This window comes from Pseudomonas sp. NPDC090203, assembly GCF_044746765.1.
Classification (GTDB): domain Bacteria; phylum Pseudomonadota; class Gammaproteobacteria; order Pseudomonadales; family Pseudomonadaceae; genus Aquipseudomonas; species Aquipseudomonas putida_AD.
This window is the reverse complement of the sequence record NZ_JBIVCV010000008.1, coordinates 43,240-64,789: the sequence shown is the minus strand read 5'-3', so window position 1 is coordinate 64,789 and position 21,550 is coordinate 43,240. Positions and strand designations below refer to the sequence as shown.

General features: G+C 59.9%; 21 protein-coding genes. 8 read left to right on the top strand and 13 right to left on the bottom strand.

The window, feature by feature from the left end; all coding sequences use genetic code 11:
* Nucleotides 1-40: 40 nt before the first annotated feature.
* Nucleotides 41-313: a hypothetical protein gene (locus tag ACIPO9_RS15430; RefSeq protein ID WP_400781864.1), complete on the bottom strand. Its 273-nt coding sequence runs from the start codon at nucleotides 311-313 to the stop codon at nucleotides 41-43.
* A 181-nt stretch (nucleotides 314-494) separates the two neighbouring features.
* On the opposite strand from ACIPO9_RS15430, the gene ACIPO9_RS15425 reads away from it, so the two are divergent.
* Nucleotides 495-1,358, top strand: coding sequence for a LysR family transcriptional regulator (locus tag ACIPO9_RS15425; protein WP_274133616.1), 864 nt, complete (start codon nucleotides 495-497; stop codon nucleotides 1,356-1,358).
* A 190-nt stretch (nucleotides 1,359-1,548) separates the two neighbouring features.
* Here the strand turns inward: ACIPO9_RS15425 and ACIPO9_RS15420 are convergent, their stop codons facing one another.
* The 3 genes from ACIPO9_RS15420 to ACIPO9_RS15410 form a co-directional block, all read right to left on the bottom strand.
* Entirely contained in the window at nucleotides 1,549-2,415 is an 867-nt protein-coding gene (locus ACIPO9_RS15420; RefSeq protein ID WP_274133615.1) for an HPP family protein, read from the bottom strand.
* 261 nt (nucleotides 2,416-2,676) lie between these two features.
* Entirely contained in the window at nucleotides 2,677-2,958 is a 282-nt protein-coding gene (locus tag ACIPO9_RS15415) for a hypothetical protein (protein WP_400605293.1), read from the bottom strand.
* A 455-nt stretch (nucleotides 2,959-3,413) separates the two neighbouring features.
* Nucleotides 3,414-4,592 (bottom strand): sugar transporter, encoded by a 1,179-nt coding sequence (locus ACIPO9_RS15410; RefSeq protein ID WP_400781861.1) that lies wholly within the window; start codon nucleotides 4,590-4,592, stop codon nucleotides 3,414-3,416.
* Nucleotides 4,593-4,950: 358 nt separating this feature from the next.
* On the opposite strand from ACIPO9_RS15410, the gene ACIPO9_RS15405 reads away from it, so the two are divergent.
* Nucleotides 4,951-7,617 carry an autotransporter outer membrane beta-barrel domain-containing protein gene (locus ACIPO9_RS15405; protein ID WP_400781859.1) on the top strand — a complete coding sequence of 889 codons (2,667 nt, stop codon included), beginning with the start codon at nucleotides 4,951-4,953 and terminating at the stop codon, nucleotides 7,615-7,617.
* Between the two features lie 48 nt (nucleotides 7,618-7,665).
* Here ACIPO9_RS15405 and ACIPO9_RS15400 read toward each other — a convergent pair whose 3' ends face one another.
* Nucleotides 7,666-8,316, bottom strand: coding sequence for a hypothetical protein (locus ACIPO9_RS15400; protein ID WP_400605289.1), 651 nt, complete (start codon nucleotides 8,314-8,316; stop codon nucleotides 7,666-7,668).
* 240 nt (nucleotides 8,317-8,556) lie between these two features.
* On the opposite strand from ACIPO9_RS15400, the gene ACIPO9_RS15395 reads away from it, so the two are divergent.
* Genes ACIPO9_RS15395 through ACIPO9_RS15385 form a run of 3 tightly spaced genes read left to right on the top strand, consistent with a single transcriptional unit; the run spans nucleotide 8,557 to nucleotide 9,678 of the window.
* Nucleotides 8,557-9,174, top strand: a complete 618-nt coding sequence (locus tag ACIPO9_RS15395) for a tetratricopeptide repeat protein (protein WP_400781857.1) — start codon at nucleotides 8,557-8,559, stop codon at nucleotides 9,172-9,174.
* Nucleotides 9,164-9,421, top strand: coding sequence for a hypothetical protein (locus ACIPO9_RS15390; RefSeq protein ID WP_400605285.1), 258 nt, complete (start codon nucleotides 9,164-9,166; stop codon nucleotides 9,419-9,421). The genes ACIPO9_RS15395 and ACIPO9_RS15390 overlap by 11 nt, the downstream gene beginning before the upstream one ends.
* A gap of 56 nt (nucleotides 9,422-9,477) precedes the next feature.
* On the top strand, nucleotides 9,478-9,678 hold the full coding sequence (locus tag ACIPO9_RS15385; protein ID WP_400781855.1) for a hypothetical protein: 201 nt from the start codon (nucleotides 9,478-9,480) through the stop codon (nucleotides 9,676-9,678).
* 42 nt (nucleotides 9,679-9,720) lie between these two features.
* Here the strand turns inward: ACIPO9_RS15385 and ACIPO9_RS15380 are convergent, their stop codons facing one another.
* Nucleotides 9,721-10,752 carry a helix-turn-helix transcriptional regulator gene (locus ACIPO9_RS15380; RefSeq protein ID WP_400781852.1) on the bottom strand — a complete coding sequence of 344 codons (1,032 nt, stop codon included), beginning with the start codon at nucleotides 10,750-10,752 and terminating at the stop codon, nucleotides 9,721-9,723.
* A gap of 180 nt (nucleotides 10,753-10,932) precedes the next feature.
* On the opposite strand from ACIPO9_RS15380, the gene ACIPO9_RS15375 reads away from it, so the two are divergent.
* From ACIPO9_RS15375 to ACIPO9_RS15365, 3 genes are all read left to right on the top strand, one after another.
* Entirely contained in the window at nucleotides 10,933-11,061 is a 129-nt protein-coding gene (locus tag ACIPO9_RS15375; protein WP_400781849.1) for a hypothetical protein, read from the top strand.
* A 196-nt stretch (nucleotides 11,062-11,257) separates the two neighbouring features.
* On the top strand, nucleotides 11,258-12,388 hold the full coding sequence (locus ACIPO9_RS15370; RefSeq protein ID WP_400605279.1) for a GTPase: 1,131 nt from the start codon (nucleotides 11,258-11,260) through the stop codon (nucleotides 12,386-12,388).
* 96 nt (nucleotides 12,389-12,484) lie between these two features.
* On the top strand, nucleotides 12,485-13,615 hold the full coding sequence (locus ACIPO9_RS15365; RefSeq protein ID WP_400781847.1) for a GTPase: 1,131 nt from the start codon (nucleotides 12,485-12,487) through the stop codon (nucleotides 13,613-13,615).
* A 178-nt stretch (nucleotides 13,616-13,793) separates the two neighbouring features.
* On the opposite strand, the gene ACIPO9_RS15360 is transcribed toward ACIPO9_RS15365, so the two are convergent.
* From ACIPO9_RS15360 to ACIPO9_RS15330, 7 genes are all read right to left on the bottom strand, one after another.
* Nucleotides 13,794-14,099 carry a YkgJ family cysteine cluster protein gene (locus ACIPO9_RS15360; protein ID WP_400605275.1) on the bottom strand — a complete coding sequence of 102 codons (306 nt, stop codon included), beginning with the start codon at nucleotides 14,097-14,099 and terminating at the stop codon, nucleotides 13,794-13,796.
* The gene (locus ACIPO9_RS15355; protein ID WP_400781845.1) at nucleotides 14,092-15,726 is read right to left on the bottom strand and encodes a GTPase; all 1,635 of its coding nucleotides are present in this window, start codon (nucleotides 15,724-15,726) and stop codon (nucleotides 14,092-14,094) included. Before ACIPO9_RS15355 ends, ACIPO9_RS15360 begins: the two co-directional genes overlap by 8 nt.
* Nucleotides 15,723-17,486: a dynamin family protein gene (locus ACIPO9_RS15350; protein ID WP_400781842.1), complete on the bottom strand. Its 1,764-nt coding sequence runs from the start codon at nucleotides 17,484-17,486 to the stop codon at nucleotides 15,723-15,725. The genes ACIPO9_RS15355 and ACIPO9_RS15350 overlap by 4 nt, the downstream gene beginning before the upstream one ends.
* A gap of 7 nt (nucleotides 17,487-17,493) precedes the next feature.
* Nucleotides 17,494-18,087, bottom strand: coding sequence for a hypothetical protein (locus ACIPO9_RS15345; protein ID WP_400605269.1), 594 nt, complete (start codon nucleotides 18,085-18,087; stop codon nucleotides 17,494-17,496).
* Nucleotides 18,088-18,102: 15 nt separating this feature from the next.
* On the bottom strand, nucleotides 18,103-18,969 hold the full coding sequence (locus tag ACIPO9_RS15340; RefSeq protein ID WP_400605267.1) for a GTPase: 867 nt from the start codon (nucleotides 18,967-18,969) through the stop codon (nucleotides 18,103-18,105).
* Nucleotides 18,970-19,176: 207 nt separating this feature from the next.
* Nucleotides 19,177-19,515, bottom strand: a complete 339-nt coding sequence (locus ACIPO9_RS15335) for a YkvA family protein (RefSeq protein ID WP_400781840.1) — start codon at nucleotides 19,513-19,515, stop codon at nucleotides 19,177-19,179.
* 196 nt (nucleotides 19,516-19,711) lie between these two features.
* Nucleotides 19,712-20,989, bottom strand: coding sequence for a DUF445 domain-containing protein (locus ACIPO9_RS15330; protein WP_400781837.1), 1,278 nt, complete (start codon nucleotides 20,987-20,989; stop codon nucleotides 19,712-19,714).
* Between the last annotated feature and the right edge of the window lie 561 nt (nucleotides 20,990-21,550).

Here is a 21,550-nt window from a genome sequence, read left to right as displayed (position 1 = left end):
GCCGTGCTGCTACGGGGGCCGGGGTTGTAATTGACTCGCGTCAATTACCCTGAATCTTCTGCAACGCCTGCTGCGTCAATGCCACGCACTCCCTGGCACCATCTTCATTGTGCCGGGCATAGGCTGATTCTGCGCGGTGGACGGTGGTGTCGACGTCGCTCTTCACGGCATCGCTCAAGTTGGGCCGGGCGACTTTTGCATCTCGGACTTTGCTCAGGTTCATCTGGCATTGGTTGCTGTCGTCATTGGCAGACGCCGCGAAGGGCAGGGCGAAAGCGGTCAGGAGCAGGCCGGTGAGCAGGGCGTGTTTCATAGGATTTTCCGCAGAAAGTAGGTAAGTGGCTCGCTATCTGTACGAACCTGCTGCATCAGACAGCGGATTTCGCATTTCTGCAAACCCCCGGCGATGAAAGTCCTGCCTGCTTTTCCATCGGCCTACGGTGCTGCTGCGCTACCATGGCGCGGCACACGACGCCAGACACCGAGCCGTATCGATGGACATTGACCTCGCCCGTACCTTTCTCGAAATCGTCCGCCTGGGCAGCCTCATGGCGGCCGCCGAACAGCTGCACGTTACCCAGACTGCCATCACAGCCAGGGTGCAGAAGCTGGAAAGTCATCTGAACTGCAAGCTGTTCGTGCGCAACCGGACCGGCGCCCGGCTGACCCCGGACGGCGAGGCGTTCATCCTGTTCGCCAACCAGTTGGTCCAGACCTGGGACGCCGCGCGGCGCGACCTGCCGCTGCCCGACGGTTATCACCACGTGCTGCGTATCGGCGCGCAGATGAGCCTGTGCAACCCGCTGCTGCTTAGTTGGGTGCGCGAGATCAAGCGAGTGATCCCGGACCACGCGCTGCACGCCGAGGTCAAGGATGACGACGTGCTGATGAAGGATGTCGAACGCGGCGTGCTGGATGCAGCCCTGGTGTATCAACCGGCCTACTGGCCCGGGGTGCAGGTCGAGGAGTTGCTCGAAGAGAAGCTGATTCTGGTGCAGGTGGTGGGTCGGCCCGAGCCCTATGTCTACATCGACTGGGGTCCGGCGTTTCGTCGGCAACACGACGATGCCATGCCGGAAAGATCCAAGGCCGCCGTAGCCTTCAACCTGGGGCCGTTCGCCTTGCAGTACATCCTCGACAATGGCGGCTCCGGTTACTTTCGCACGCGAGTGGTGCAGTCCTACCTGGATCGCGGAATTGTCGAGCGGGTGCCGATGGCGCCGGAGTTCAGCTATCCGACTTATCTGATTTACTCGCGGGACAATCCCTCACCCACGCTGCAACCGGCGTGTGACCTGCTGCGCGATATCGTCAAGCAAGAAGGCGACTGGTCCCAGCGCTGGGATCCTTTGATCTAGCCAATATGTGTAAATCCCGAACGTAGCAGTCCGGCTTGCCGGCGACAGCGATCTCAAGTACTTCCCGCCGGCAAGCCGTGCTGCTACGGTCCCGCGTCCCCCGCCAATCCGTAGCAGCCGGGCTTGCCCGCGGGATCGATCTTGAGGGCGCCGACGCCGGCAAGCCGGACTGCTACGGGCCGGTGAAGCTTCAATCCACCAGGCTGATGATTCCGACCACCTTGCGCTCGGCGTCGAGCACCGGCAGGTATTTGCTGCCTTGCTTGCTCAGCAGCTTCATCGCATCGGCCATCGAGTGCTCGAGGGACAGACTGGGCGCGGTGCGGGAAATGACCTGCCGTGTGTCGATGTCAGTGCGGTTGCGGTGCTGGGCGATGTCTTCAGCCTTGTGCAGGATGCTTTCAAGATCAGCGCGGGACACATCGACAAACGATCCGACCTCATCCAGCGCCTTGTCCAGATCCTCGCTGCTGAAACTCCCCGGTACAGGCGCGCCAGCCTGCGCAGGCTCGATCACCTGAGCCGCAACGGCCGGCTTGGCCTGCGCCCTGGGGTAGCGCATGCGGGTCAGGTTGTTGTAGACCAGAGCGAACAGCAACAGGCAACCGGCGTTGAACATCACCGGCAACAACACGTGCAGGCCAAGGGCCGAGAGATCGTGTTTCGACACGACAATGCTGATGGCAATCGCGGCGCCCGGCGGATGCAGGCAGCGCAATATGCACATGACCACAATCGAGGACAGCACCGCGACACTGGCCGCCGCGACTGTGTTGCCGAGCATGTGCACACTCGCCAGGGCGACCAGTGCAGCGATGAGGTAACTGCCGATGATCGACCACGGCTGGGCCAGCGCGCCGGTCGATACAGCGAACAACAGCACCGCCGACGCACCCAGTGGGCCGAGCAGATGCAGCGTGGCATCGGTGCCGAACAACTGCTGGCTCAACAGGGCGCTGAGCAGGATACCCAAGCACGCGCCGATGGCCGCGCGGGACCATTCAGCAGGGTGGGTATTGAGTGAATGAGGGATGAAACTGCGCAAAAGCGTTTTCAATCGAATCTTCCAGGGCGAAAAAAGGAGCTCGTCTCAAACGACTGAGCTCCTGCACAGGGAGGGCATGTGCCAAGTGTTTCAAAACAGCAGTGCGACAGTGGAAAGCTGTTGCGGCAACTTTCCGGTCACATTTGAAGCACGGCGATTGTGGTCAGAAACACGCTGTGAGGCAAATTCAAATTAATGCAGTCATCCATCAATAATTTTGCACTGAACGGCCGTCCCACGGATTTTTGGCGATCCAGGCGAAGAAATTTTGAATTACAGACTGCGTGCCTGGGCCGATTGGCGGCCCCTTCTGGCAGGACGTGCGTCTTCGACTTCCAGCAGGTGCATGGCCAGCGCGTCAGTCAGAAAACGGAACTGATCGTTGAAGCCCACCACCTCGTTACTGAAGTGCTGTTCCGCCGCCGGCATCATGAAGGCGTCGAAGCGTTTGTCCTCGATCAGGCTGTGACGGTTTTTGCGGACGACGACATGTTGTGAGTAATAGTTAGTGCCAAAGTTGGGAAAACTAACGTGCAGGGTGACGTCTCGGGCCATGTCGAATGCTCCGCAAAAAACAGAAAGTAGAAGGGTAAAAGGTGCTGATAAGTTTCAGCTACTTGGGCGGCTGATAAGTAATCAGCGAGCCCGTGCCATGACACGATGGCTGGTTTCGTCTGCGGTGACTGGCACCGGAGTCAGAGCGAAAAGTTTGAGGGCCACGACATAGCTGGTCAGCGCTGTCAGTGACAAGCAAGTCAGAAGATGAATAACCATTTTTCCTGCCCTCGGTTCGTGTCTGGGTGTGAGGTGATAGTACGCCCATGGATTTTGAGCGGAAGGCAATCGGCGGAATGTTGGTTATCGATGGGAATGATGGTTGCGCAGGATGTTGATCGTGCCCACGCTCTGCGTGGGCATGCAGCCCAGGACGCTCTGCGTCCAGCGACGCGGAGCGTCGCAGGAGCCGTTACCACGCGGAGCGTGGGAACGATCAGAAGAGGCTGCGCCAATCAGGCGCGGATGCTCTCTGCGTAGCGATACGACGCCAGGCACGCCAGCGCCAAGCCGCTGAGGGCCACCAGGCCGCCCACCAGGCCGATATTGGCGATGCCCAACTGGCTGATGACCATGCTGCCCAGCAGCGCGCCGCCGCCGATGCCGATGTTGTAGATCCCCGAGAACAGCGACATCGCGACATCCGTGGCGTCTGGCGCCAGGGCCAGTACCTTGGCCTGCATCACCAGGCCAAAGCAGATGATCGCCATGCCCCACACCACGCTCAGGATCGAAATCCACGAGCTGCTCCCCGACAGCGGCAACAGCAGGGTCAGGCACACCGTCAGCGCGCCAATGGTGGCGATCAGCAGGCCGCGTGGATAGCGGTTGTTGAAGCGACTGAACGCCACCGAGCCCAGCAGGCCGGCGCCACCGAACAGCAACAGGATAACGGTGGTCATTTCACCGCTCATCTTCGCCACGACCTGCACGAAAGGTTCGATGTAGCTGTAGGCCGTGAACTGCGCGGTGATGACCAGTGCAGTCAGTACGTACACCGTCACCAGCGCCGGACGCTTGAACAGCATCGGCAGACTGCGCAGCGACCCCGAATTCTGGCTGGGCAGCAGCGGCAGCGATTTGATCAGAATCAGCACCGTCAGCCCCGACACGACGGCGATGGCGAGGAATGTCGTCCGCCAGCCCAGCGCCTCACCCAGCACCCGGCCCAGCGGGATGCCCAGCACCATGGCCATGGACGTCCCGGTGGCCAGCAGTCCCAGTGCCTGCACCTGCTTGCCCGCCGGCGCCACACGCACTGCAAGGGAGGCGGTGATCGACCAGAACACCGCATGGGCCAGGGCAATGCCCACCCGGCTGACCAGCAGCATCCCGAAACTCGACGCCACGCTGGACATCACGTGGCTGGCAATGAACAGCAGGAACACGAAGGTCAGCAGCTTGCGGCGCTCGATGTTGCGCGTCATCAGCATCATCGGCAACGACGCCAGCGACACGATCCAGGCGTACACCGTGAGCATCAGGCCCACTTGCGCGGTGGTCATGTCGAAACTGTGGCCAATGGCGCTGAGCAGCCCCACCGGCACGAATTCGGTGGTGTTGAAGATGAAGGCCGCCAGGGCCAGCGCGATCACGCTGAGCCAACTTCCAGTGCGAGCATCGGTAGTGTTCATGTAAAAAGCGCAAGCCTCGGGCAAACATCGAAAAGCAGGATCGAGCCCCAGCCCATGAAAACGCCGACAAGCAGAAACGCCGCACAAGGCTCATGGCCTGGGCGGTGTAGGCAGTCAGCAAACTATTATGGGTATGGGGACGAGCGAATGAGGCGAATTCTACGCCGTTGTTATCGTTGTCACAACCGAGCCGCCCTGCGGCAAAAGCGCTCAGCGCGGCTTGTGGATAACTTGACGTTTTCTTGAGGTTGCTCTTAGCTGAATTAAATAAGGAAGTTAATTCGGTGCACGGCCTATAACGGGCGCCGGTTTCGAACGGATGCAACCCTCCCGGGCCATGCCCGCAGGAGTATTTCTGATGAAACGGCCCCTACGGGCTAGTGTCAGCAATATTCTCTATCTGTCTTGCGTATCTATGCTGTTATTGCCAGCCACGGAGATTAAGGCGGCCTGCACACTGATTGCCGGTGCAGGTAATGACAACTATGTCTGCGACAGCGGTACCAGCCCCGGCCTGACCGATTTGCTGGGCAACAACACCCTCACTTTTCCCGTCGGCGGCACCGGCGTCATCAACGGCAATGTGCTGTTTGGTGCGGGCGCCATCGTGCTGCAGATGGACTCGGGTTCCATTCGCGGCTCCATCGACCTGGGCGACGGTGGCAACGTCATCCGCATTGGCGGCGGTACCATCACCGGCGCGGTGATCCAGGGTAACGACATCGACAACTTTCTGATGACCGGGGGCACGATCCAGTCGCTGGCCCAGAGTGGCGGCCGTGATGTGTTCTCCATGACCGGCGGCACGATCATCGGCGCCTTCGAAGACGGCGATGTTGCGGCCATGAGCGGCGGCACCATCGGGCGCGTCGACATGAAGCTCGACGACAACATCTTCGACCTGTCTGGCGGGCGCATCATCGGCAACCTGGTCGCAGGCTTTGGCCGCGACACGATCAGGGTGTCCGGTGGCAGCATCGGCGGCAACCTCAGCGTCAGCGGGGGCGATGACCGGGTGACGGTCACCGGCGGCATCATCAGCGGGCAGATTCGCGCCAGCACCGGCAACGACATTTTCGTCTGGGACGGCGGCGGGCAAATCCAGTCCGCTGTATTGATGGGCGACGGCAACGACACTGCGCAAATCGCCCGCCTGACCGAGAGCGCCCTGGCCCCGACGCCCGCAATCGATGGCGGCCTGGGCGCTGACACCCTGACCTTCATCGACACCTCGTCTGCCACTGCGGCGCGCTACATCGGCTGGGAAACCGTCAACCTCACCAGCGGCTCGCGTTTCGATCTGGCCGACGATTTTTTCCTGGGTGACAGTGCCAGCAACACCGGCACCTTCAACATCGACGCCAGCAGCACCCTGACCGCCACCCAAGGCGCGATCCGCCCCTACACCGCCGGGCAACTGGCGACACTCAACAACGCCGGGGTAATCGACCTGACTTCCGGCAGCGCAGTCGCAAGCGACACCCTCAGCGTCTACGGCAACTACGTCGGCAACAACGGCCAGTTGCGGGTGCAGACCGAACTGGGCGGCGACGGCTCGCCCAGCGACCGCTTGGTGGTGTCCCAGGGCGCCATCAGCGGCAACACCCAACTGGCTGTGACCAACCTCGGCGGCCTGGGCGGGCTGACCCGGTCCGACGGCATCGAAGTGGTCCAGGCCCTCAACGGCGCCACCAGCACCAGCGACGCTTTTGCCCTGCGAGGCTCGCTGTCTGCCGGCGCCTACGAGTACTACCTGTTCAAGGGCGGCGTGAGCGCAGGCACGGAAAACAACTGGTACCTGCGTTCATCGGTGGTCGCCGTGCCCGCACCAGTCGAGCCGCCCGCGCCACCGGTGGTCGTCCCGCCGGTGGCGAGCCCGCCCATCGTTGCCGCCGCACCCACCGTCAGCCCCGACGAACCCCCGGTCGAGCCACCCACCGCGACACCGGTCGCCCCGGCGGATCCTCCGGCGGCGCCTACGCAACCCGACACCCCGGCAGCCACGTCGCCCATCCCGGCCGTCAGCTCGCCGCCCGTTCCACAGGCTGTCGCGGGCGCCGCGCCGATTCCACTCTACCGCCTCGAAGTACCGGTCTACTCAGTCGTCGTGCCCGCCGCCCAACTCATGATACTCACGGCACTCGGCACCTTTCACGAGCGCCAGGGCGATCAAAGCCTGCTCGGCGAAACCGGCGCCGTTCCCGCAGGCTGGGCGCGGATGTACGGCGGCGATATGAAGAAAAGCTGGTCAGGCACCGTGTCTCCACGCCTCGACGCCTCCAACCAGGGCTACCAGATCGGCCACGACCTCTACAGCGCCACCACCGAAAGCGGCCAGACCCAACGCATCGGCCTGTTCGTCGGCCAAAGCCGACTGCGCGGCGACGTCGACGGATTTGCCGAAGGCTTCCAGCACCGCAAGGCCGGCCACATCAAACTCAACGGCGACCACTTCGGCGCCTACTGGACCCTTGTCGATCCTCAAGGCTGGTACCTCGACGCCGTCGCCATGGGCACCCGCCTGGACGGCAGCAACCGCTCGGATCGCGGCGTCAAACTCGACACCGAAGGCCACGCCGTCACCCTGTCCCTTGAAGGCGGCTACCCGATCCCGGTTTCCGAGCACTGGGTGGTTGAACCACAAGCCCAACTCATCCACCAACGCATCGACCTCGACAAACAGAACGACGGCATCTCCGACGTCTCCTTCGACTCACAGCCCTACTGGACAGGACGACTCGGCGCACGGCTAAAAGGGCGATATCTGATCGACAACCTGCCAATCGAACCCTACCTGCGGACCAACCTCTGGCACAGCTTCGGCGGCAAAGACACCACGACCTACAACGGCCTGGACCGGATCAAGACCGAGCACAAGGCGTCGTCGATGGATGTGGGCATGGGGGTGGTGGCGAAGGTGTCGGGGAATGTGAGTGTGTATTTGACGGCGGACTATGCGGCGAATCTGGACAGCGAGGCGCTGGAAGGGGTGAGCGGGACGCTGGGGGTGAGGGTGAGTTGGTGAGCGTACACGGGGCGCTGCCGCCCTCGCGGGCGACGCGCAAACACCGCCTTACTGCTTGACCACCGGGTAGCAGGCGTCGCCCCAGAGTGTGTCGGGGTTGTCGAGCATCAGCAGGATAATCAGCGGCACCAGCTTGCCGAGCAGGCTGGAGCAGTCGCGCAACTGGGAGCGGTTGACGCTGCCCTCCCAGGTCGCCCCGCCGTGCATCACCTGGTTACGCAAGGTGTAGATGCGGTTGAACATCACGCCCAGCACCTTGGCCGTGTCGCGGTTGGCCAGCGCCGTCTGCGCGTTGCGCTTGCCGCTGCGCAGGCGCTCTTCCCACGTGGCTTCGGTGATCTTGCCGTTCTGGAAATCCCAGAAACTCTGGAACACATAAGGGTTGTCCAGCAGGGCGCGAATGCTTCCCGGGAATTCCGACCACACCAGTTTCTCGATCAGGTGTTCGCTGTCCAGCACGCAGAGCTTTTGCAGAAACGCCTTGAACGACTCCTGCTCGGACAGCCGATGCTGCTCGTCGATGTCGGTCGCATAGGCCGCGTTGAAAGCGATCCACAGGAAGATGAAACGGCCATCGACGTCTTCTGCCTGCTCGGCGCGGTTGAGCCAGCTCAGGGCCCGATGCACGCGCAGGGCGAGGTTGGGGTGGTGCGCATCGCGCTCGTTGCGGTGGCGGGTTTTGAGCGACTGGTAATCCATTCCGGGAAGATTCCTTAAACGCAGAAGTGTCTAGCCCTATCGGCCGCAGACCGCCGCGCTTGAGCCGTCGCGGGCATCCATGGCGGTACGTGGCTGGGCAAGGTGTGGCCAGATGCTACTGCGTTTAATGCCGACGATCCATCTGCGATTCGACAGCTACCGCAGTTTGCGCACGACACAAAATGACGCGCCACTGCGAATAATGGCACTCATCGAATGATGAATCAGAAGGCTGTCCGAATGAGCCCTGCCGAGAAAGTGTTCCAGATGCTGGACACGCTGTTGCCTGATCCCCAGGCCATGCGTTTTATCGATTCCACCCGGGCACCCGCTACCCGCCCGAGCATTGGCATGCCGTCGTTGCGCGTCTTCAAGCCGGCCACGTGCGAGACATTCACCTACCACAGGTTGCAAGCGCCCAGCCCGCTGGCAACCATGACCGACCCTGCGCTGCTGGGCTTTTTGTACCGCTCGTTGCGCGATGACGCGCTCGCTTCCGATCCCGACGCCCTCAACGATCTGGGCTGGCTGTGGATCAACGGCAGCCGCACGCCCCAGGACACCGTACTGGCGCGACGCCTGTTCAAACTCGCCTACGTGCTGGGCTCGGCCGAAGCCGCGTTCAACCTGGCAGAGCAGGCCCTTCACGGGCGAGGCATGCGGGTGGATCAGGATTTGGCCGTCAGCTACTACGAACAGGCCTACGAGCGCGGCATCGTCCAGGCCGCGCGGGCCTTGGGGCGACTGCACGAGCAGGGCGTGGCAGGGCAAGCGCCGGATTGTCGCCAGGCGTTGCAGTGGTATCGACGGGCTGCTGAACATGCATTCGTGACAGGAGAGAAATGCTATGGGTATTGAGGCTTGGCTGACGCTGGCCATGCTGTGCGTGATTCTGGCGCTGCTGTCGGCGTTGTACCTGCAATGCCGCAAGTGCTGGCGCCTGCTGACGCATTGGCAGGACACCCCGTTCGGCGGCAAGACGCGGCCGGGCAGGCATGCCGAGGAAAACCGCGAACTGAAATCGGCGCTACGGGCCCACAAGGCGCACGTCGCCCAGTTGCAGCGCAAGGTAGAACTGCTTCAGGCCCTCGTGCCTGCTGCCTGAGACAATTGAATTGACCACCCCCGCGTGGCGGCCACGCGGGACCAAGGAGCGATGAGATGCCCGTAAGACCCCACCCCTTTACCTTCACCTGCGACCGTTGCGGCTGGAAGAAAACCATCGCACCCCGCAGCGACGCCCTGGGCCCAGGCGAATGGTGCGACCGTTGCGAGCACTGCGGCAGCACGTCATTGAGCTTCAAGACCGCAGGCGTGATCGACCGCACCCTGGCCCAGTGGTTTGCACGGCTGCGTCGATAGGCAGCCTGCCGATGCCGCGCAATCATCCGCGTGGCACCAGAATTACAGCGAGGCCGCCTCGACGGCCTCATCGGCATAGGCCGCCGCCGCACGGCGCAAGGTGTCGCCCACGTGCCGGCGCAAGTCCGCCGGCTCCTGCACCACCAATGCGTCACCCAGAGACAGAATCCACCACTGCAACTGCCAGGTATTGCTCACCGTCGCCTGCAACTCGAAACCGTTGGCCAGCGCCTCCAGTATCATGTCCGCGCTCAACGGCGTCTCCCGGATCAGACGTGCCTGATGCTCACTCACCCAGGCCTTGAAACGAATCTTCTCCGGCTTGCCGAACTGCAGCGCATCACTGTCCAGATAACCCTGCAACTCGAACGAATCCAGCCCCTGACACGGCGTGTCCAGCGCCGTGACCGCACGAAAGCGATGCACCGCGAACTGACGAATGTCAGTGTAAGGCGCAGCCGTGGCAATGAGGTAAGTGATCAAACCACGCTGCACGATTGCCAGCGGGTTGAGCGTCAACTCGCTTTCTTTATTGGTGTGCGCCGAATAGTACTGACAGTGCAGCTGCTGCTCGCTGATCACCGCATGCTGCAACGCCTCCAGAATATCGGCACGAATCTCCGGCGCCCGCAGATTGAAATCCGGCCGCACACTGGCCACCTTGTCCGGCCAGCGCGCCGTAGGATTACCCTCGCCCAGCCCCTTGAGCTTCTGCCGGGCGTGCTCGAAACGCGGCTCCAGCACACTCAACATACTGCCCGGCAACAACGGCCGCACCGCATCCTCCACCAACGCCAGACTCACCGCCTCCGTCAGCGTGATCCCCTGCAACTCCACGCTCACACCCGGCTGCCAATACCAGCCAAACGGCGTACCACCGTCATTGCACTGCAACGGAAACACCGACGACAGATCCCGCAAATCCCGCTCGACACTACGCCGACTGATCGAATAACCGGCGGCGGTCAGGCGAGCCAGCAATTCGGTGACCGTGATGCCAGGGGAACGCTTGGGGAGGTGCTGCAACAGCTCCCACTGGCGGCTTAGGGCGGTGTGGATTTTGGCTGAGGGCACGGGAGTCTTCCTTTCAATGTTGATGCTGGCTGCGGGCCAGCTAAAAATTCCTTCGTCTGCCTATCGGCGATACCCCGGCAACCTTTAACCACCTGGTGCACGGCTACGCGATTGACCCCGACGCAATTTGTCGCGGTTCAACGGCATGGTGTAAGCACATTGCAAACAGAGGAATGGGGCATGGTTAAGAATGTGCTGGCGGCGGTCGGGTTGGCGGTGGTGTTGAAGGCCGGGTTTGATGCGTATGTGGAGTACCGGCGGATGGAGCGGGAGAATGAGGCGTTGAGGCAGGCGGCGATGGGGGAGTGAGACCTGCTCTGAGGGTCGAGTGGTGCTGTCCCTGAAAGAGGCGGCGCGTCGAATGACGTTCAAGTTCCTGGCTGAAAACCTGTGTCGTTAATGGCAGTTTGCAATTGGTGCCTAAAGGTTTTCGGATCCAAACCGATGTATTTTTAATGCGTGAAATATGGGCGCACACACGTGGCGCGGTGACGGAGACGAATCTATGGCAAGTATGGAAACGCGGTTCGAAGAGCAGTTCGACAATGAGATGGCTCAGGTCAAAAAACCCAACCTGATGATCGTTGGCGGAACCGGGGTGGGCAAAAGCAGCCTGATCAATCATATCTTCGGCAAAGCCATTGCCAAGGTGGGTACAGGGCAGCCGATCACTCGCGGCTGCGACCGCTACGAGGATCCCAAGGTGCCGTTGGTTATCTTCGATACCGAAGGTTACGAGGTAGCCGAAGGCAAAGCGTCGGCGGGCAATTTTCGGGAAAAAATCATCCCTGAAATCAAGAAGCGCAAAAGCCAGGCCCTGAATGAGCAAATCCACCTCATTTGGTACTGTCTGTCAGTTGCCAATCACCGCATCACTGATTTTGATCTGGACAACCTGAGGTTGATCACTGGTGAACTGGATGTACCGGTGGCCGTTGTCCTGACGCAATGCGACTCCGAGCCAGTCGACGAACAAGGTAATGGTCTGACTTCCCAGGCGTTTCGCAAAGTCCTGCGCGAAAACGGAGTGAGCTGCAAGGTTTTCGAGACCTGTGCCGAAAATCCCAGCCATGATCCAGAGCTGAAGCTGGACCTTGAAAAACTGATCGACTGGTCCAGCGCATCGCTCAAGGATGATTCGTTGCGCCAGTCGTTTATCGCCGCGCAAATTGCCTCGCTCCCTGCCAAACGCAGCGAGGCCATGACCATCATCATGACCTACAGCGCCACGACTGCCACCAGTGCCGGTCTCAATCCGGTGCCGATGTCCGATGCATTGCTCATCGTGCCTCAGCAGATCGCCATGGCCGCCTCGCTGGCCAAACTCTATGGTTTCGATTCGATGGGCGAAATCGCCGTAAGTATGCTCAAGGGGCAGATCCTGAGTTTGATGGGGCGCCAGTTGGCAGCCAGTCTTACCAAGTTCATCCCAGTGCTGGGGCAGGTCATCAATGCGGGCGTGGCGGGGGTCATCACCGGCGGACTGGGACTGGCTTTGGTGGAGGTATATGAGCGTGCCATCGATGGCTATCTGAAAACCGGCAAGTCGCCGGACTGGACCAAGTTACTGTCCAGTGAGCTGTTCATGCAGGCTTTCAGCAGCGGGTTGAGTAAGTGGAAGTCGGGTAAAGCCTGATCCCTGCTCGTGCACGCCAAGGGCTGGGGAGGCGCGAACCGCCGCGCTTTCTCCCCAGGCTTTCTACGATTACAGCTGTTCAGGGTTTTCAAGTTAATGGATCAGTTCGCAATCAATCTCATCGTGTTGGGCAAAAGTGGCGTAGGCAAAAGTAGCTTCTGCAATTACCTGTTCGACAAGCCCGGCCTATTTGAGACCGGAAGTGGCAAGCCTGTCACCACGTGGGAAAAAAATTTCCAGTCGCATACTTTTGAGCACAAGATGCACTTGTTGAATGTGTTCGACAGTGTGGGTTTGGAGGCTGACAACCACACACGGTGGCTAGAACAGTTTGACCGCTTCATGCACGAGCGACGTGCACGGCCCATGCAGCCGGAAACCTGGATACATGGCGCTTTTTATGTCATTAACGCCAGCTCCGCACGGCTTGAGCCCGTGGACTTGTCCTTGATCAGAGTGATCGGCCAGGATGAGCGAATCCCCCTGCAAGTGATCCTGACCAATGCTGATGTGGCAGGGGACAAAGTCGAGGCCCTGACGCGGGAAATTCATAAACAGTGCCCAGGTGTGGCGGTAACACCTCTATGTTCCGTGTCGATTCGCAAGCGCGGTGGCCAGTCGACGCAGGCGTTCGGCCGTGAAGAAGTGCTTGCTCTGTACCTTGAGCAATCTCACGCCTTTCTGAGCAAGCGCCTGGCGGCGATGAGCTGCTTGAACTTCAAGCGTCTACTCACCGACATGCGTAATGCAGTGGTTCGCAAGATTGAGCAGGCGGATCTGAGTCTGTTGAAAATCGCCGATCTTGATCTGGACAGCGAGATTGAACTACCCAACTTTGACGAGCTGCTCGGCGACCTGCAAGGCTTTGATGATTACCTTTCGTCCTTCGGGTTTGTCGGGGACTGGGAAACCAGCGATGAGTTGGAAAGCACGATGACTCGTGCATTCGACGACTTCCAGGCCGAGATGGAGGGCCGATTCAAAGAGATAGAAGACGGGTTTGAGTCGGACAGCCTTCTAAGTAAAGTGGGTGCGCTCTATGAGATGGCAAAAATTATACTGACCTTGAAATCGACTCTGATCGGTTGGTTTGACGAGGGCTTTGGTCGGGTGAATGCTGAGCTCGACCGATTGTTCGTCAAGTACGCCGAGCAAGACCAATTCTTTGCCCGCTGCCTTCCGCTGTCCGGCGTGGTTATCAAACCCAAGTTGTTTGGCATTTTCTAACCCAGGTGCTGCTGCGCTGCCAGTCCTCTCGCTACGCAGCGCTTGCCAACCGCTCTGTTCGAGCAGTTCTACCCGGGCTGCTCGCTCGGCGTCTGAAGATGCTGAAAGTGTTCTGCAGGGTATGTGCGAGTTCGATCAATAGACTGAACTCGCTTCTCCTCGTGTTGAACGGGTCTGATCAGGCAGCAGGGGCGGCGCAGATCGTTTGGGCGAGCGCCAGTACCTGCAACTGTTTGCACCCATCCTCGTTCATCTTGACGTACGCGTCCCACGTCATCGTCTGCTGATAGTGGAGCGCGTATTGCCGATCAACGCGGCAGATATCCGGTCGGTCGTCATAGATGCGACACGCGCCCTCGACTTCATCAAGGTGCCGGCATGCACCATCGCCGCGGTCCATCGCGGCGGTTTCAGGAAGCAGGTTCACCCGCCGGCAGCACTCCATGCACCGGTTGCAGGCGAATGCCCGAGGAGTTTCAGGCATATTCGTCCATGGCAGCCTGGCATCTCACCAGACGTTCACGATCTTCGCTGAGGCCGCGTTGATTCTGGCTGAGGCTGCCGCGCAGGCTTTGCAGCTTTTCCTTGATCTCGGCAAAGCTGGCTTTCAAATGGGTATCGACAACCGAGTTGAGCGATTGAGAGAACTCCCAGGCCGTTTCCTCACCGAATGCCTGAATGGCCTGGTCACGACGCTCCCGCTCCTGGGCTTCCCGTTGGGCCTGTTGATTCAATCGCTGCTGCTCTGGGTCGCCGGCGAAAGCCGAATACAGTGTGCTGCCCACCTGGAAGGCGATACCGATGACCGGGATGACCTTGCCGATGATCTGCTCGGCCATCTTTCCCATCGTTACGGGGCCGATGCCCTTGAACAGGGTAGGCAGCCACTCCTTGCCGACCTTCAGCACACTGACCACATGTTCAGCCTTCAGCAGGCCACTTGCCTGGCGCACACCCGATTCAAGCAGGGTCAGGTCGATACCGGACGATGCCGGCCCCTGAGCCGTTTCATTGCCCTGCGCATCGAGGTCCGGCGCAGCCTGGCCATTGTAGGCCTGGGGCTGGATTCGTACTTCGCGGATGACCTCTTCGAGCATTTCGGAAGCGTCCAGGCCCAGGCGGGTAAGGGCTTCTTCAAGCTCGGTGCACACCTCGTGGTTCGCCTGGCCGATGATTTGCTCGATCTTGGCTTGCGCGCCGTCGCTGTTGAGGTGCAGTGCATTGATCGTGCTCTTGCTGATATAGGCCGCCTTGGCTTCGATCAGTGATTTCAAGCCACGGCGGATATCGAGTTCTCGACGTGCAATGTCTGCGTAGAAAGTGTCCAGGCGCTTGATCGAGGCGTAGTCTTGCTGCTCATCCAGTGCATCCACGGTCTCCTGGATGAAACCGCGCAGTTCGGTGGCGACCCGTGCAACGATTGCCTTTTGTTCGACCGATGCGAAGAACTCGGCAAGTGCGCTCTCGAATTTCGGGAAGCCCGAACTGTTCAGCAGATTCTGCTTGTTCTCCAGTTTTGCCTTGAGCGCAGAGCGGGCGTTCACATCGACGATCGGGATGTGATCCAGTAGCTGCCGGGCGCCTGCCTTGAGCTGGATGCGCTCGCGCAACTCATCCTTGACCTTCGCAAGATCGATCGGATCAAAGCGGTTTTTGCAGTTGAGCACCAGGAAGATCATTTTGCCTGCCAGCACGAGCTCAAGCAGTACATCGAGGGTCTTTTCTTCTTCAACGACGCCTAGCGGGTTGACGACGAACACCACGACATCCGACTGAATCAGCTGCTCGCGAGTGATTTCTTCGTGCTCAAGTGGCGCGTCGATACCGGGTGTATCCAGGACTTCGAAATCGCCCCAGCGATAGCCTTGTACCCGCGCAGTCTCGGGCACATCAGCCACTGCAGCCAGCTCCTGGCCGAGAAGGGCGTTGATCAAGGTGCTCTTACCGGCGTTGTAGACGCCATACACCATGATGGTCGCACCGGCTTGGGCCTTCTTCGCCCGAGTCAACTCGCGAATGCTGGCGATGTCGTTCGGGTTGTAGGTTTCGCACAGCGGATCTACTTCGTCGTAGAGGGCCAGCAACTGTGTCATCGGACCTGGTTTTGTCATTGCACGGTGCTCGTTTCTAGAGTGTTGAGAGCCTGGCGCAGGCGCTGCATTTCGATGGTCAGGACCTGACAGTATTCGAGCATGGAGTCGCGATGGGGCTCGTAGATGCCCAGCACTTGCTCGTTCAGATAGGTGGGCAGCGCGTTCGCGTACTGCTCGATTGCAATCTGGCGTTGCTCTTCGAGGTTATCGCCGACGACCACGTTGTGTTTGGCCATGATGGCCTCTGCGCTTCGTCCGATCATGCTGGCAGCGCCACCAAGGGAAGCCCCTGCTGCAGCGCCCGCAGGGCCGCCGACGAAGAAACCGATGGTGCCGCCAATGACGGCGCCGGCGGTCCCCCATGCAGCTTTGGTACTGCTCCGGGTGCCGCTCATGTATTCCTTCTCGACCGTGACTTCCTGATAGTCCGGAATCGCACCGAGGCGGCTCATGTCGAAGGCGCGTTTCAGCGCATTCTGCTGCGTTTCACCAATGGTCTTCATTGCCTCACTGGTCAGTTGGCCGACAACCTTGGCCAACTGCTCCTGCAACTGCGCTTGAACGTTGGCAGGGCGAGGGCCGTTGAACAGTTGATTGATGAAACTGCGCATCTGCGTCGTGCCTTTCTGGCCGAGCATGTGCAGTTCCCGCTCCACCGTCTGGTCCTGTTTCTGGATCTGCTCTTCGAATGATTCGGTCAGTTCCTTGATCAGGCCCAGATCGTCGTTGGTTTCCTTGACGGCCTTGCGCAGGTTGTTCAGCGGCGTGTTCAGCTTGAGCTGCAAACCCTGGCCCTCAGAAAGGGTCTTGAGGGTCTGGAACAATGTTCCCAAACCACTTTCCTGCAAGTGCGAAGGATGCCGTTCAGCGAAGCGGGTAGAGATGGGCAGTATGCTGATTTTATCCACAGCATCGTGCTCCATCGCCACGAGGTTGTTAGCGACCTCCTTGATCTGGCGCTGCTGCGTCTCTTTGGATTTCATCAAAACTTCGGTGACGAGCTGCCCGTCGTCATCCTCATCTTCGTCGGTAAGGTCGCTACCGGTCAGCAGGACCATCAGCGAACGCTGGCCGCTCAGCAGGGCGCTGACTTCGCTCATATCCGACTGGCGGCCAGGGGCTTGCGAGTTCATGGTGTAGAGGATCAGGTCCGCCTGATCGACGTACTTGCGCGCAAGGTCACCGTTGGCGCTGTTGGTCGAGTGCAGCCCGGGGGAATCGACCCAGGTGAAGCCCGGCAACTTGAAGCCCTGGATAGAACTGGTGGCCTCGGTTGCGCCCACTCGGAATTGCTCCGAACGGAACGCTTCACCTTCCTGATCACCGCTGGCGACAGAGGTGCGCTCATGGGAAAAGTAAGCGGGTTTCAGGGCGGCCTCTGCTTTCAAATGAGCAGAAGGCTCACTATGTCCCCAGGCCACGTAGTTGCCCAGCGAACTCTTGCCGGACTTGACCTTGCCGTAAACGAATACCAACAGAGAATCGTTGTAATTTTCCCGAAACGCCGCTCCACTGGCCCGCAGCTTTGCGCGTTTTTCCCAGACGCAGAACTGGTCCGTCAGGCGCTGTGCGAGCTGAGCGGCGTCATTTGCAAGCGGGTTCTGCTTGTTGACCGACGCGGCCATGCGTTCCGTATTCTGGCGCATCAGCTCGACGAAGCCTGTGCGCAGCGTATCGAAGCGCTGCTGGGTATCGGCAAGGCTCTGTTTCTTGCTGGAGAATTGCCCCTGCAATTGCTGAAAGACCTGCATCAACTCATCGCGAGTAACAGTGCTCATGGATCGTTTACGCCTGGGCTAGAAGTTGACGTTTGAGCTGCTGTAGCCGCTCGATGCGTTGCTGGGCGGCCTGTGCCTTGGCCAGTGCTGCAAGGTCGCTGGCAGAGGCATCGGCGGGCGCGGTCACGGTTTCAAGCAGATTCATCCCTTGCATGAAGTTCACGACCTGTTCGCCTTCCAGAGCCGGTGACGCCTGGAGGATGGCTTTGACGGTCTTGCCGTAACCGGACGTAGAAGACGCGGTGCTGCGGATACGTTGTTCAAGCTGATCGCCCGTCACACCTTCTAGCGTGAGCCTGGTCATCTTGCTCAAGCCTTCGGAAACCGGATTGTGCTTGTCCGATGTTGCCGCCAGTGTCGTCGCCGCCGCTCTGAGTCCGGTCTTGAGCTGTTCACGGCGCTCCCCAGCAAGCGACCCAACTCGGGCCTTGAGGTTATCGCGTTCACGCTGGCGTTTGGCTTCCTCCTCCTGCTTGCGCCGGTGACTATCGTCGTGGGTCGTCGTGCTGCTGGAAGAGGAGGGGCTGTCATCGGAAACAGCTTTGGCAATGGCGGCTACGGCAGCGACTGCTGCGGCGCCGATCAACCAGGGTAGAGGCATTGCAAGTCTCCTTACTTAAAGGCTCTCGAGTTTTTTGCGGGCTTTCTGCATGTCTGACGTGTGGGTCCTGAACGTCTGACGGGCACCGTCGATGAGTTCGACGAACGCTTTGGCCTTCACTACGTATGGCTCGGTGATCTGCTCGATCAGCTTGATCTCCTGTTCCATCGCCAGGTCGATACGCTGGCAGAGATCAAGTGCCCGGCGCGCCAGGCGTTTTTGTCGTGCTTCTTCCAGCGAGCGGGTGAGGCTTTTCGATAGGGCCTGCAGATGTTCCGTCAGTTGCGGAATCCCGCTTTTGCTGCGCAACCCTTCCTTGTCCTTCTCAACTCCGCTTTTGAAGCGAGTGTTGGAGATAACGAAGCACTCGGGCATGGCACCGAGATGAATCAGAGCCTGACGCTCGATGGTCTGTCTGACGTCAGTCAGATCGGCGTCCTGGAGTTTGTCCAGTTGGCTTATTACCAGCACCACGCGCTCGCCGACATCGTCACCATAGGTCTCGCGCAGCTGATCGAGCAGGGCCACTTCTTCCTCGTCCAGCTCGCCCGGTGGCGCGTGAACGAAAAGCACGACATCAGCGCTGTCGAGCCCCTCGTTGGCCTGCTGAGTGTCACTTGCATCAAAGCCCAGGCCCGGCGTATCGATCAGTACGTAATCATCAAGCTCAAGGGCCTGATTGGTGCGGGTGGTGCGGGTATCCCCCGTCTTGAAATGCTCATCGCTGGCGTGCCCGCTCAACATGTTGAGCAAAGAGCTTTTTCCCGCCTTAACAAGACCCCAGGCGGCGATGCGCGGCTTGGCCGGAGCGGTATCACCGCGCTGGCTGGCGAGCTGCGCGTATTCCGCCTCAAAACCCTCGACCCTTTGTGTTCGATCCATCAACTGCGTCTCCTGTCGCATGCATCACTGTCCAGGCAGCGCTCCTGTGCGCCGCTAAAATTCAGGGCAAGGCCAATGATGTCATATGGCCGCATACTTTGCAGCGTGGTCCAACAGCTTTGCCGGATGCTCTAGTCAGCGCCTTCTAGCCACGCCGAGGATAGATTGCGATAGCCTCGCCGGTTCAAGTGAGCCCCTGCAGGCCAATCAAGAAAACCACTGCCTCAGCGTTTCCTTCGCCCGCGTCACATGCTCATCCTTGATATGGCTCGCCGTCGCAGCCAATGCTGCGCACAGCACGCCGATGTCGTCGGTGTAGCCCACGATTGGCGTCAGGTCCGGAATCACGTCGATAGGCGAGATGAAGTAACCCAGCGCGCCGTAGATGGTGGTCTTGGCCCAGGTCGGGGTGTCTGCGTCGGTGGCGGCGTAGTACATCTTCAACGCAGGTTCCAGAGCCGCTTCGCCGGCGGATTTCGCGTAGTTCTTGACCTTGTCCCAGAACGAGTCGTCCGAGTAGTTCTTTTCAAAAGATTGGTCTGCCATGGTGCTCTCTTCGATGTGTTGTGTTGTTCGAGTGTTGGCGGTGCGGCGTCAGCCGGTGTGGCGTGGGTTGACCGAAAAGCGCGGCATGCGCAACGTCCCTGTGCGTTTAGGAAAGAGTGTCTAAAAGAGTGTTTCGGCCTGGATCCAATAAAGTTGAGTCCTTGAGTTAGCCGCTCGATCGCCCGGAATCAACCGATCAAACTCCTGCCAGCAACTGCGTCCCGCCATGGATCATCAACCCTGCAAGGCCGCCCACCAGCGTGCCGTTGATCCGGATGAACTGCAGATCTTTGCCGACCTGAGCCTCCAGTTGCTCGACCAACTCGTGCTCGTTCCAGGCGTCGATGCGTTCGGCGATGTAGTTGCCGATCTGCGCGCGATAGCGTTCAACCATCGGGCCGGCCGCGATGAGCAATTGCTCGTTGATCCAGCTACGCATCGCCGGGGCCTCGCGCAAGGCTTCGCCCAGCTTCAACACTCCGCTGTTCAGATGCAGGCGAAGGGTGGAGTCGTCGCTGCGGATATCGGTTTCGAGCCAGTTGACCAGATCGTCGACCAGCCCCGTCAGATAACCATGAAGCGCTGGATGCTGAACCAACTGCGCCCGCAGTTGACTGGCGCGCAGGCGAAACGCCGGGTCCTCTTTCAGCTTCTCGATCAACGTGTGCAGTTGCTCATCGAAAGCCTTGCGCAACTCATGCTCGGGGTCCGCGTTCACCTCACTGATGACCGTGGAAATCTTCCTGACCAGCTTGTCCGAACTCCAGTTACCCGCCATGCCACTGAACGAAAACTCCTTGCCGAACACGCTGAACCGCAACACATCCAGCTCCGCCGCGATCATCTGCGCAATCCGCTGTTGCGTCGCCTCGCTCTGCATCATGGCGTCCACCTTGTCGAGGACGCCCTCCAGCACCTCCTGAGCCCGGCCGTCATCGGTCAGCACCTCCAGCAACTGCCCACTCATACGCGCCAGATCCACCTGCTCAAGCCGAGCCAACGCCGTCCCCCGCACAAACTGCCGCACCCGCTCATCCCGCAAAGCCCCCACTCCATGCCCCGCCAGACTCACCGCCAAACCGGACAGTTGCGTCGCGTTAGCAGGAACAGACAACCACTGCGACACACGCCTGGCCGCATCGAACTCACTGACCTTCGCCAGCACCTGCTCACGGGACAGAAAGTGCGTGCAGATGAAATCACCCAGGTTTGCCCCGATCCGAGCCTTGTTGCGCGGGATGATCGCCGTATGAGGGATCGGCAGGCCCAAAGGACGGCGGAACAGCGCCGTGACGGCGAACCAGTCAGCAATCGCACCGACCATGGCCGCCTCGGAGAAGGCTTTTAGGTAACCGGCGAAGGTCGGGTAGATTTGGGTGAGCTCTAGCGCGGTGATGTAAAGGCAGGCGGCGATCAGGAGCAAGCCGCTGGCAACTGCTTTCATTCGGGCCAGAGGGGTTTGTGGTTTGAACATCGATGGTCCTTGGTGCGGGTGGGGGCGTTTTAGATCCGTTGATCGTTACGGCGTGTCAGTGATCTCTCCTGACCTCTCGGATGGTGCTCGGGCAGTTCGAAGACTGGGTATCTGAATGGTGCTCATCGAGCGGGTTAGGCTGGGGCGGCTGATGGTGGAGAACAGCATGGGTGCTAGCATCAGGCAGGTGTATCAGGTAAGGCAACTGGACAGCGAATAATTCGCAGCCGGGCGAGGGGGCGTGCTCGATCCGGCAACTTTTGTATTCGGCTCGCTTGTGTTTGAGGAATTACAGGCACAAAAAAAGACGTCCGTGGACGTCTTTATTTGATCATTTGGGCCGGGGTGATCTGAACCAATTGCGCAAGCTTTTGATAAAAAAATTAATTTAGAACTGTAGTTTTAGCTTGGAATACCATTTGGCATTCCTCGAGAAATCTCATTTAGCTGAACTACCCGTTTGCATTCAATCTTACGACCGCCTTGTGCGCGCTCCGCTAATACGAAGCATAGGTGACTGCTGGGGTCCAGACCTTTGCGAGTGAAGCTCGTGCTGGTAGA

Excerpts from the sequence above, each read along its gene's own strand:
- ACIPO9_RS15430 (WP_400781864.1), bottom strand. The coding sequence starts at position 313 with ATGAAACACGCCCTGCTCACCGGCCTGCTCCTGACCGCTTTCGCCCTG.
- ACIPO9_RS15425 (WP_274133616.1), top strand. The coding sequence starts at position 495 with ATGGACATTGACCTCGCCCGTACCTTTCTCGAAATCGTCCGCCTGGGC.
- ACIPO9_RS15415 (WP_400605293.1), bottom strand. The coding sequence starts at position 2,958 with ATGGCCCGAGACGTCACCCTGCACGTTAGTTTTCCCAACTTTGGCACT.
- ACIPO9_RS15410 (WP_400781861.1), bottom strand. The coding sequence starts at position 4,592 with ATGAACACTACCGATGCTCGCACTGGAAGTTGGCTCAGCGTGATCGCG.
- ACIPO9_RS15405 (WP_400781859.1), top strand. The coding sequence starts at position 4,951 with ATGAAACGGCCCCTACGGGCTAGTGTCAGCAATATTCTCTATCTGTCT.
- ACIPO9_RS15400 (WP_400605289.1), bottom strand. The coding sequence starts at position 8,316 with ATGGATTACCAGTCGCTCAAAACCCGCCACCGCAACGAGCGCGATGCG.
- ACIPO9_RS15395 (WP_400781857.1), top strand. The coding sequence starts at position 8,557 with ATGAGCCCTGCCGAGAAAGTGTTCCAGATGCTGGACACGCTGTTGCCT.
- ACIPO9_RS15390 (WP_400605285.1), top strand. The coding sequence starts at position 9,164 with ATGGGTATTGAGGCTTGGCTGACGCTGGCCATGCTGTGCGTGATTCTG.
- ACIPO9_RS15385 (WP_400781855.1), top strand. The coding sequence starts at position 9,478 with ATGCCCGTAAGACCCCACCCCTTTACCTTCACCTGCGACCGTTGCGGC.
- ACIPO9_RS15375 (WP_400781849.1), top strand. The coding sequence starts at position 10,933 with ATGGTTAAGAATGTGCTGGCGGCGGTCGGGTTGGCGGTGGTGTTGAAG.
- ACIPO9_RS15370 (WP_400605279.1), top strand. The coding sequence starts at position 11,258 with ATGGCAAGTATGGAAACGCGGTTCGAAGAGCAGTTCGACAATGAGATG.
- ACIPO9_RS15365 (WP_400781847.1), top strand. The coding sequence starts at position 12,485 with ATGGATCAGTTCGCAATCAATCTCATCGTGTTGGGCAAAAGTGGCGTA.
- ACIPO9_RS15360 (WP_400605275.1), bottom strand. The coding sequence starts at position 14,099 with ATGCCTGAAACTCCTCGGGCATTCGCCTGCAACCGGTGCATGGAGTGC.
- ACIPO9_RS15355 (WP_400781845.1), bottom strand. The coding sequence starts at position 15,726 with ATGACAAAACCAGGTCCGATGACACAGTTGCTGGCCCTCTACGACGAA.
- ACIPO9_RS15350 (WP_400781842.1), bottom strand. The coding sequence starts at position 17,486 with ATGAGCACTGTTACTCGCGATGAGTTGATGCAGGTCTTTCAGCAATTG.
- ACIPO9_RS15345 (WP_400605269.1), bottom strand. The coding sequence starts at position 18,087 with ATGCCTCTACCCTGGTTGATCGGCGCCGCAGCAGTCGCTGCCGTAGCC.
- ACIPO9_RS15340 (WP_400605267.1), bottom strand. The coding sequence starts at position 18,969 with ATGGATCGAACACAAAGGGTCGAGGGTTTTGAGGCGGAATACGCGCAG.
- ACIPO9_RS15335 (WP_400781840.1), bottom strand. The coding sequence starts at position 19,515 with ATGGCAGACCAATCTTTTGAAAAGAACTACTCGGACGACTCGTTCTGG.
- ACIPO9_RS15330 (WP_400781837.1), bottom strand. The coding sequence starts at position 20,989 with ATGTTCAAACCACAAACCCCTCTGGCCCGAATGAAAGCAGTTGCCAGC.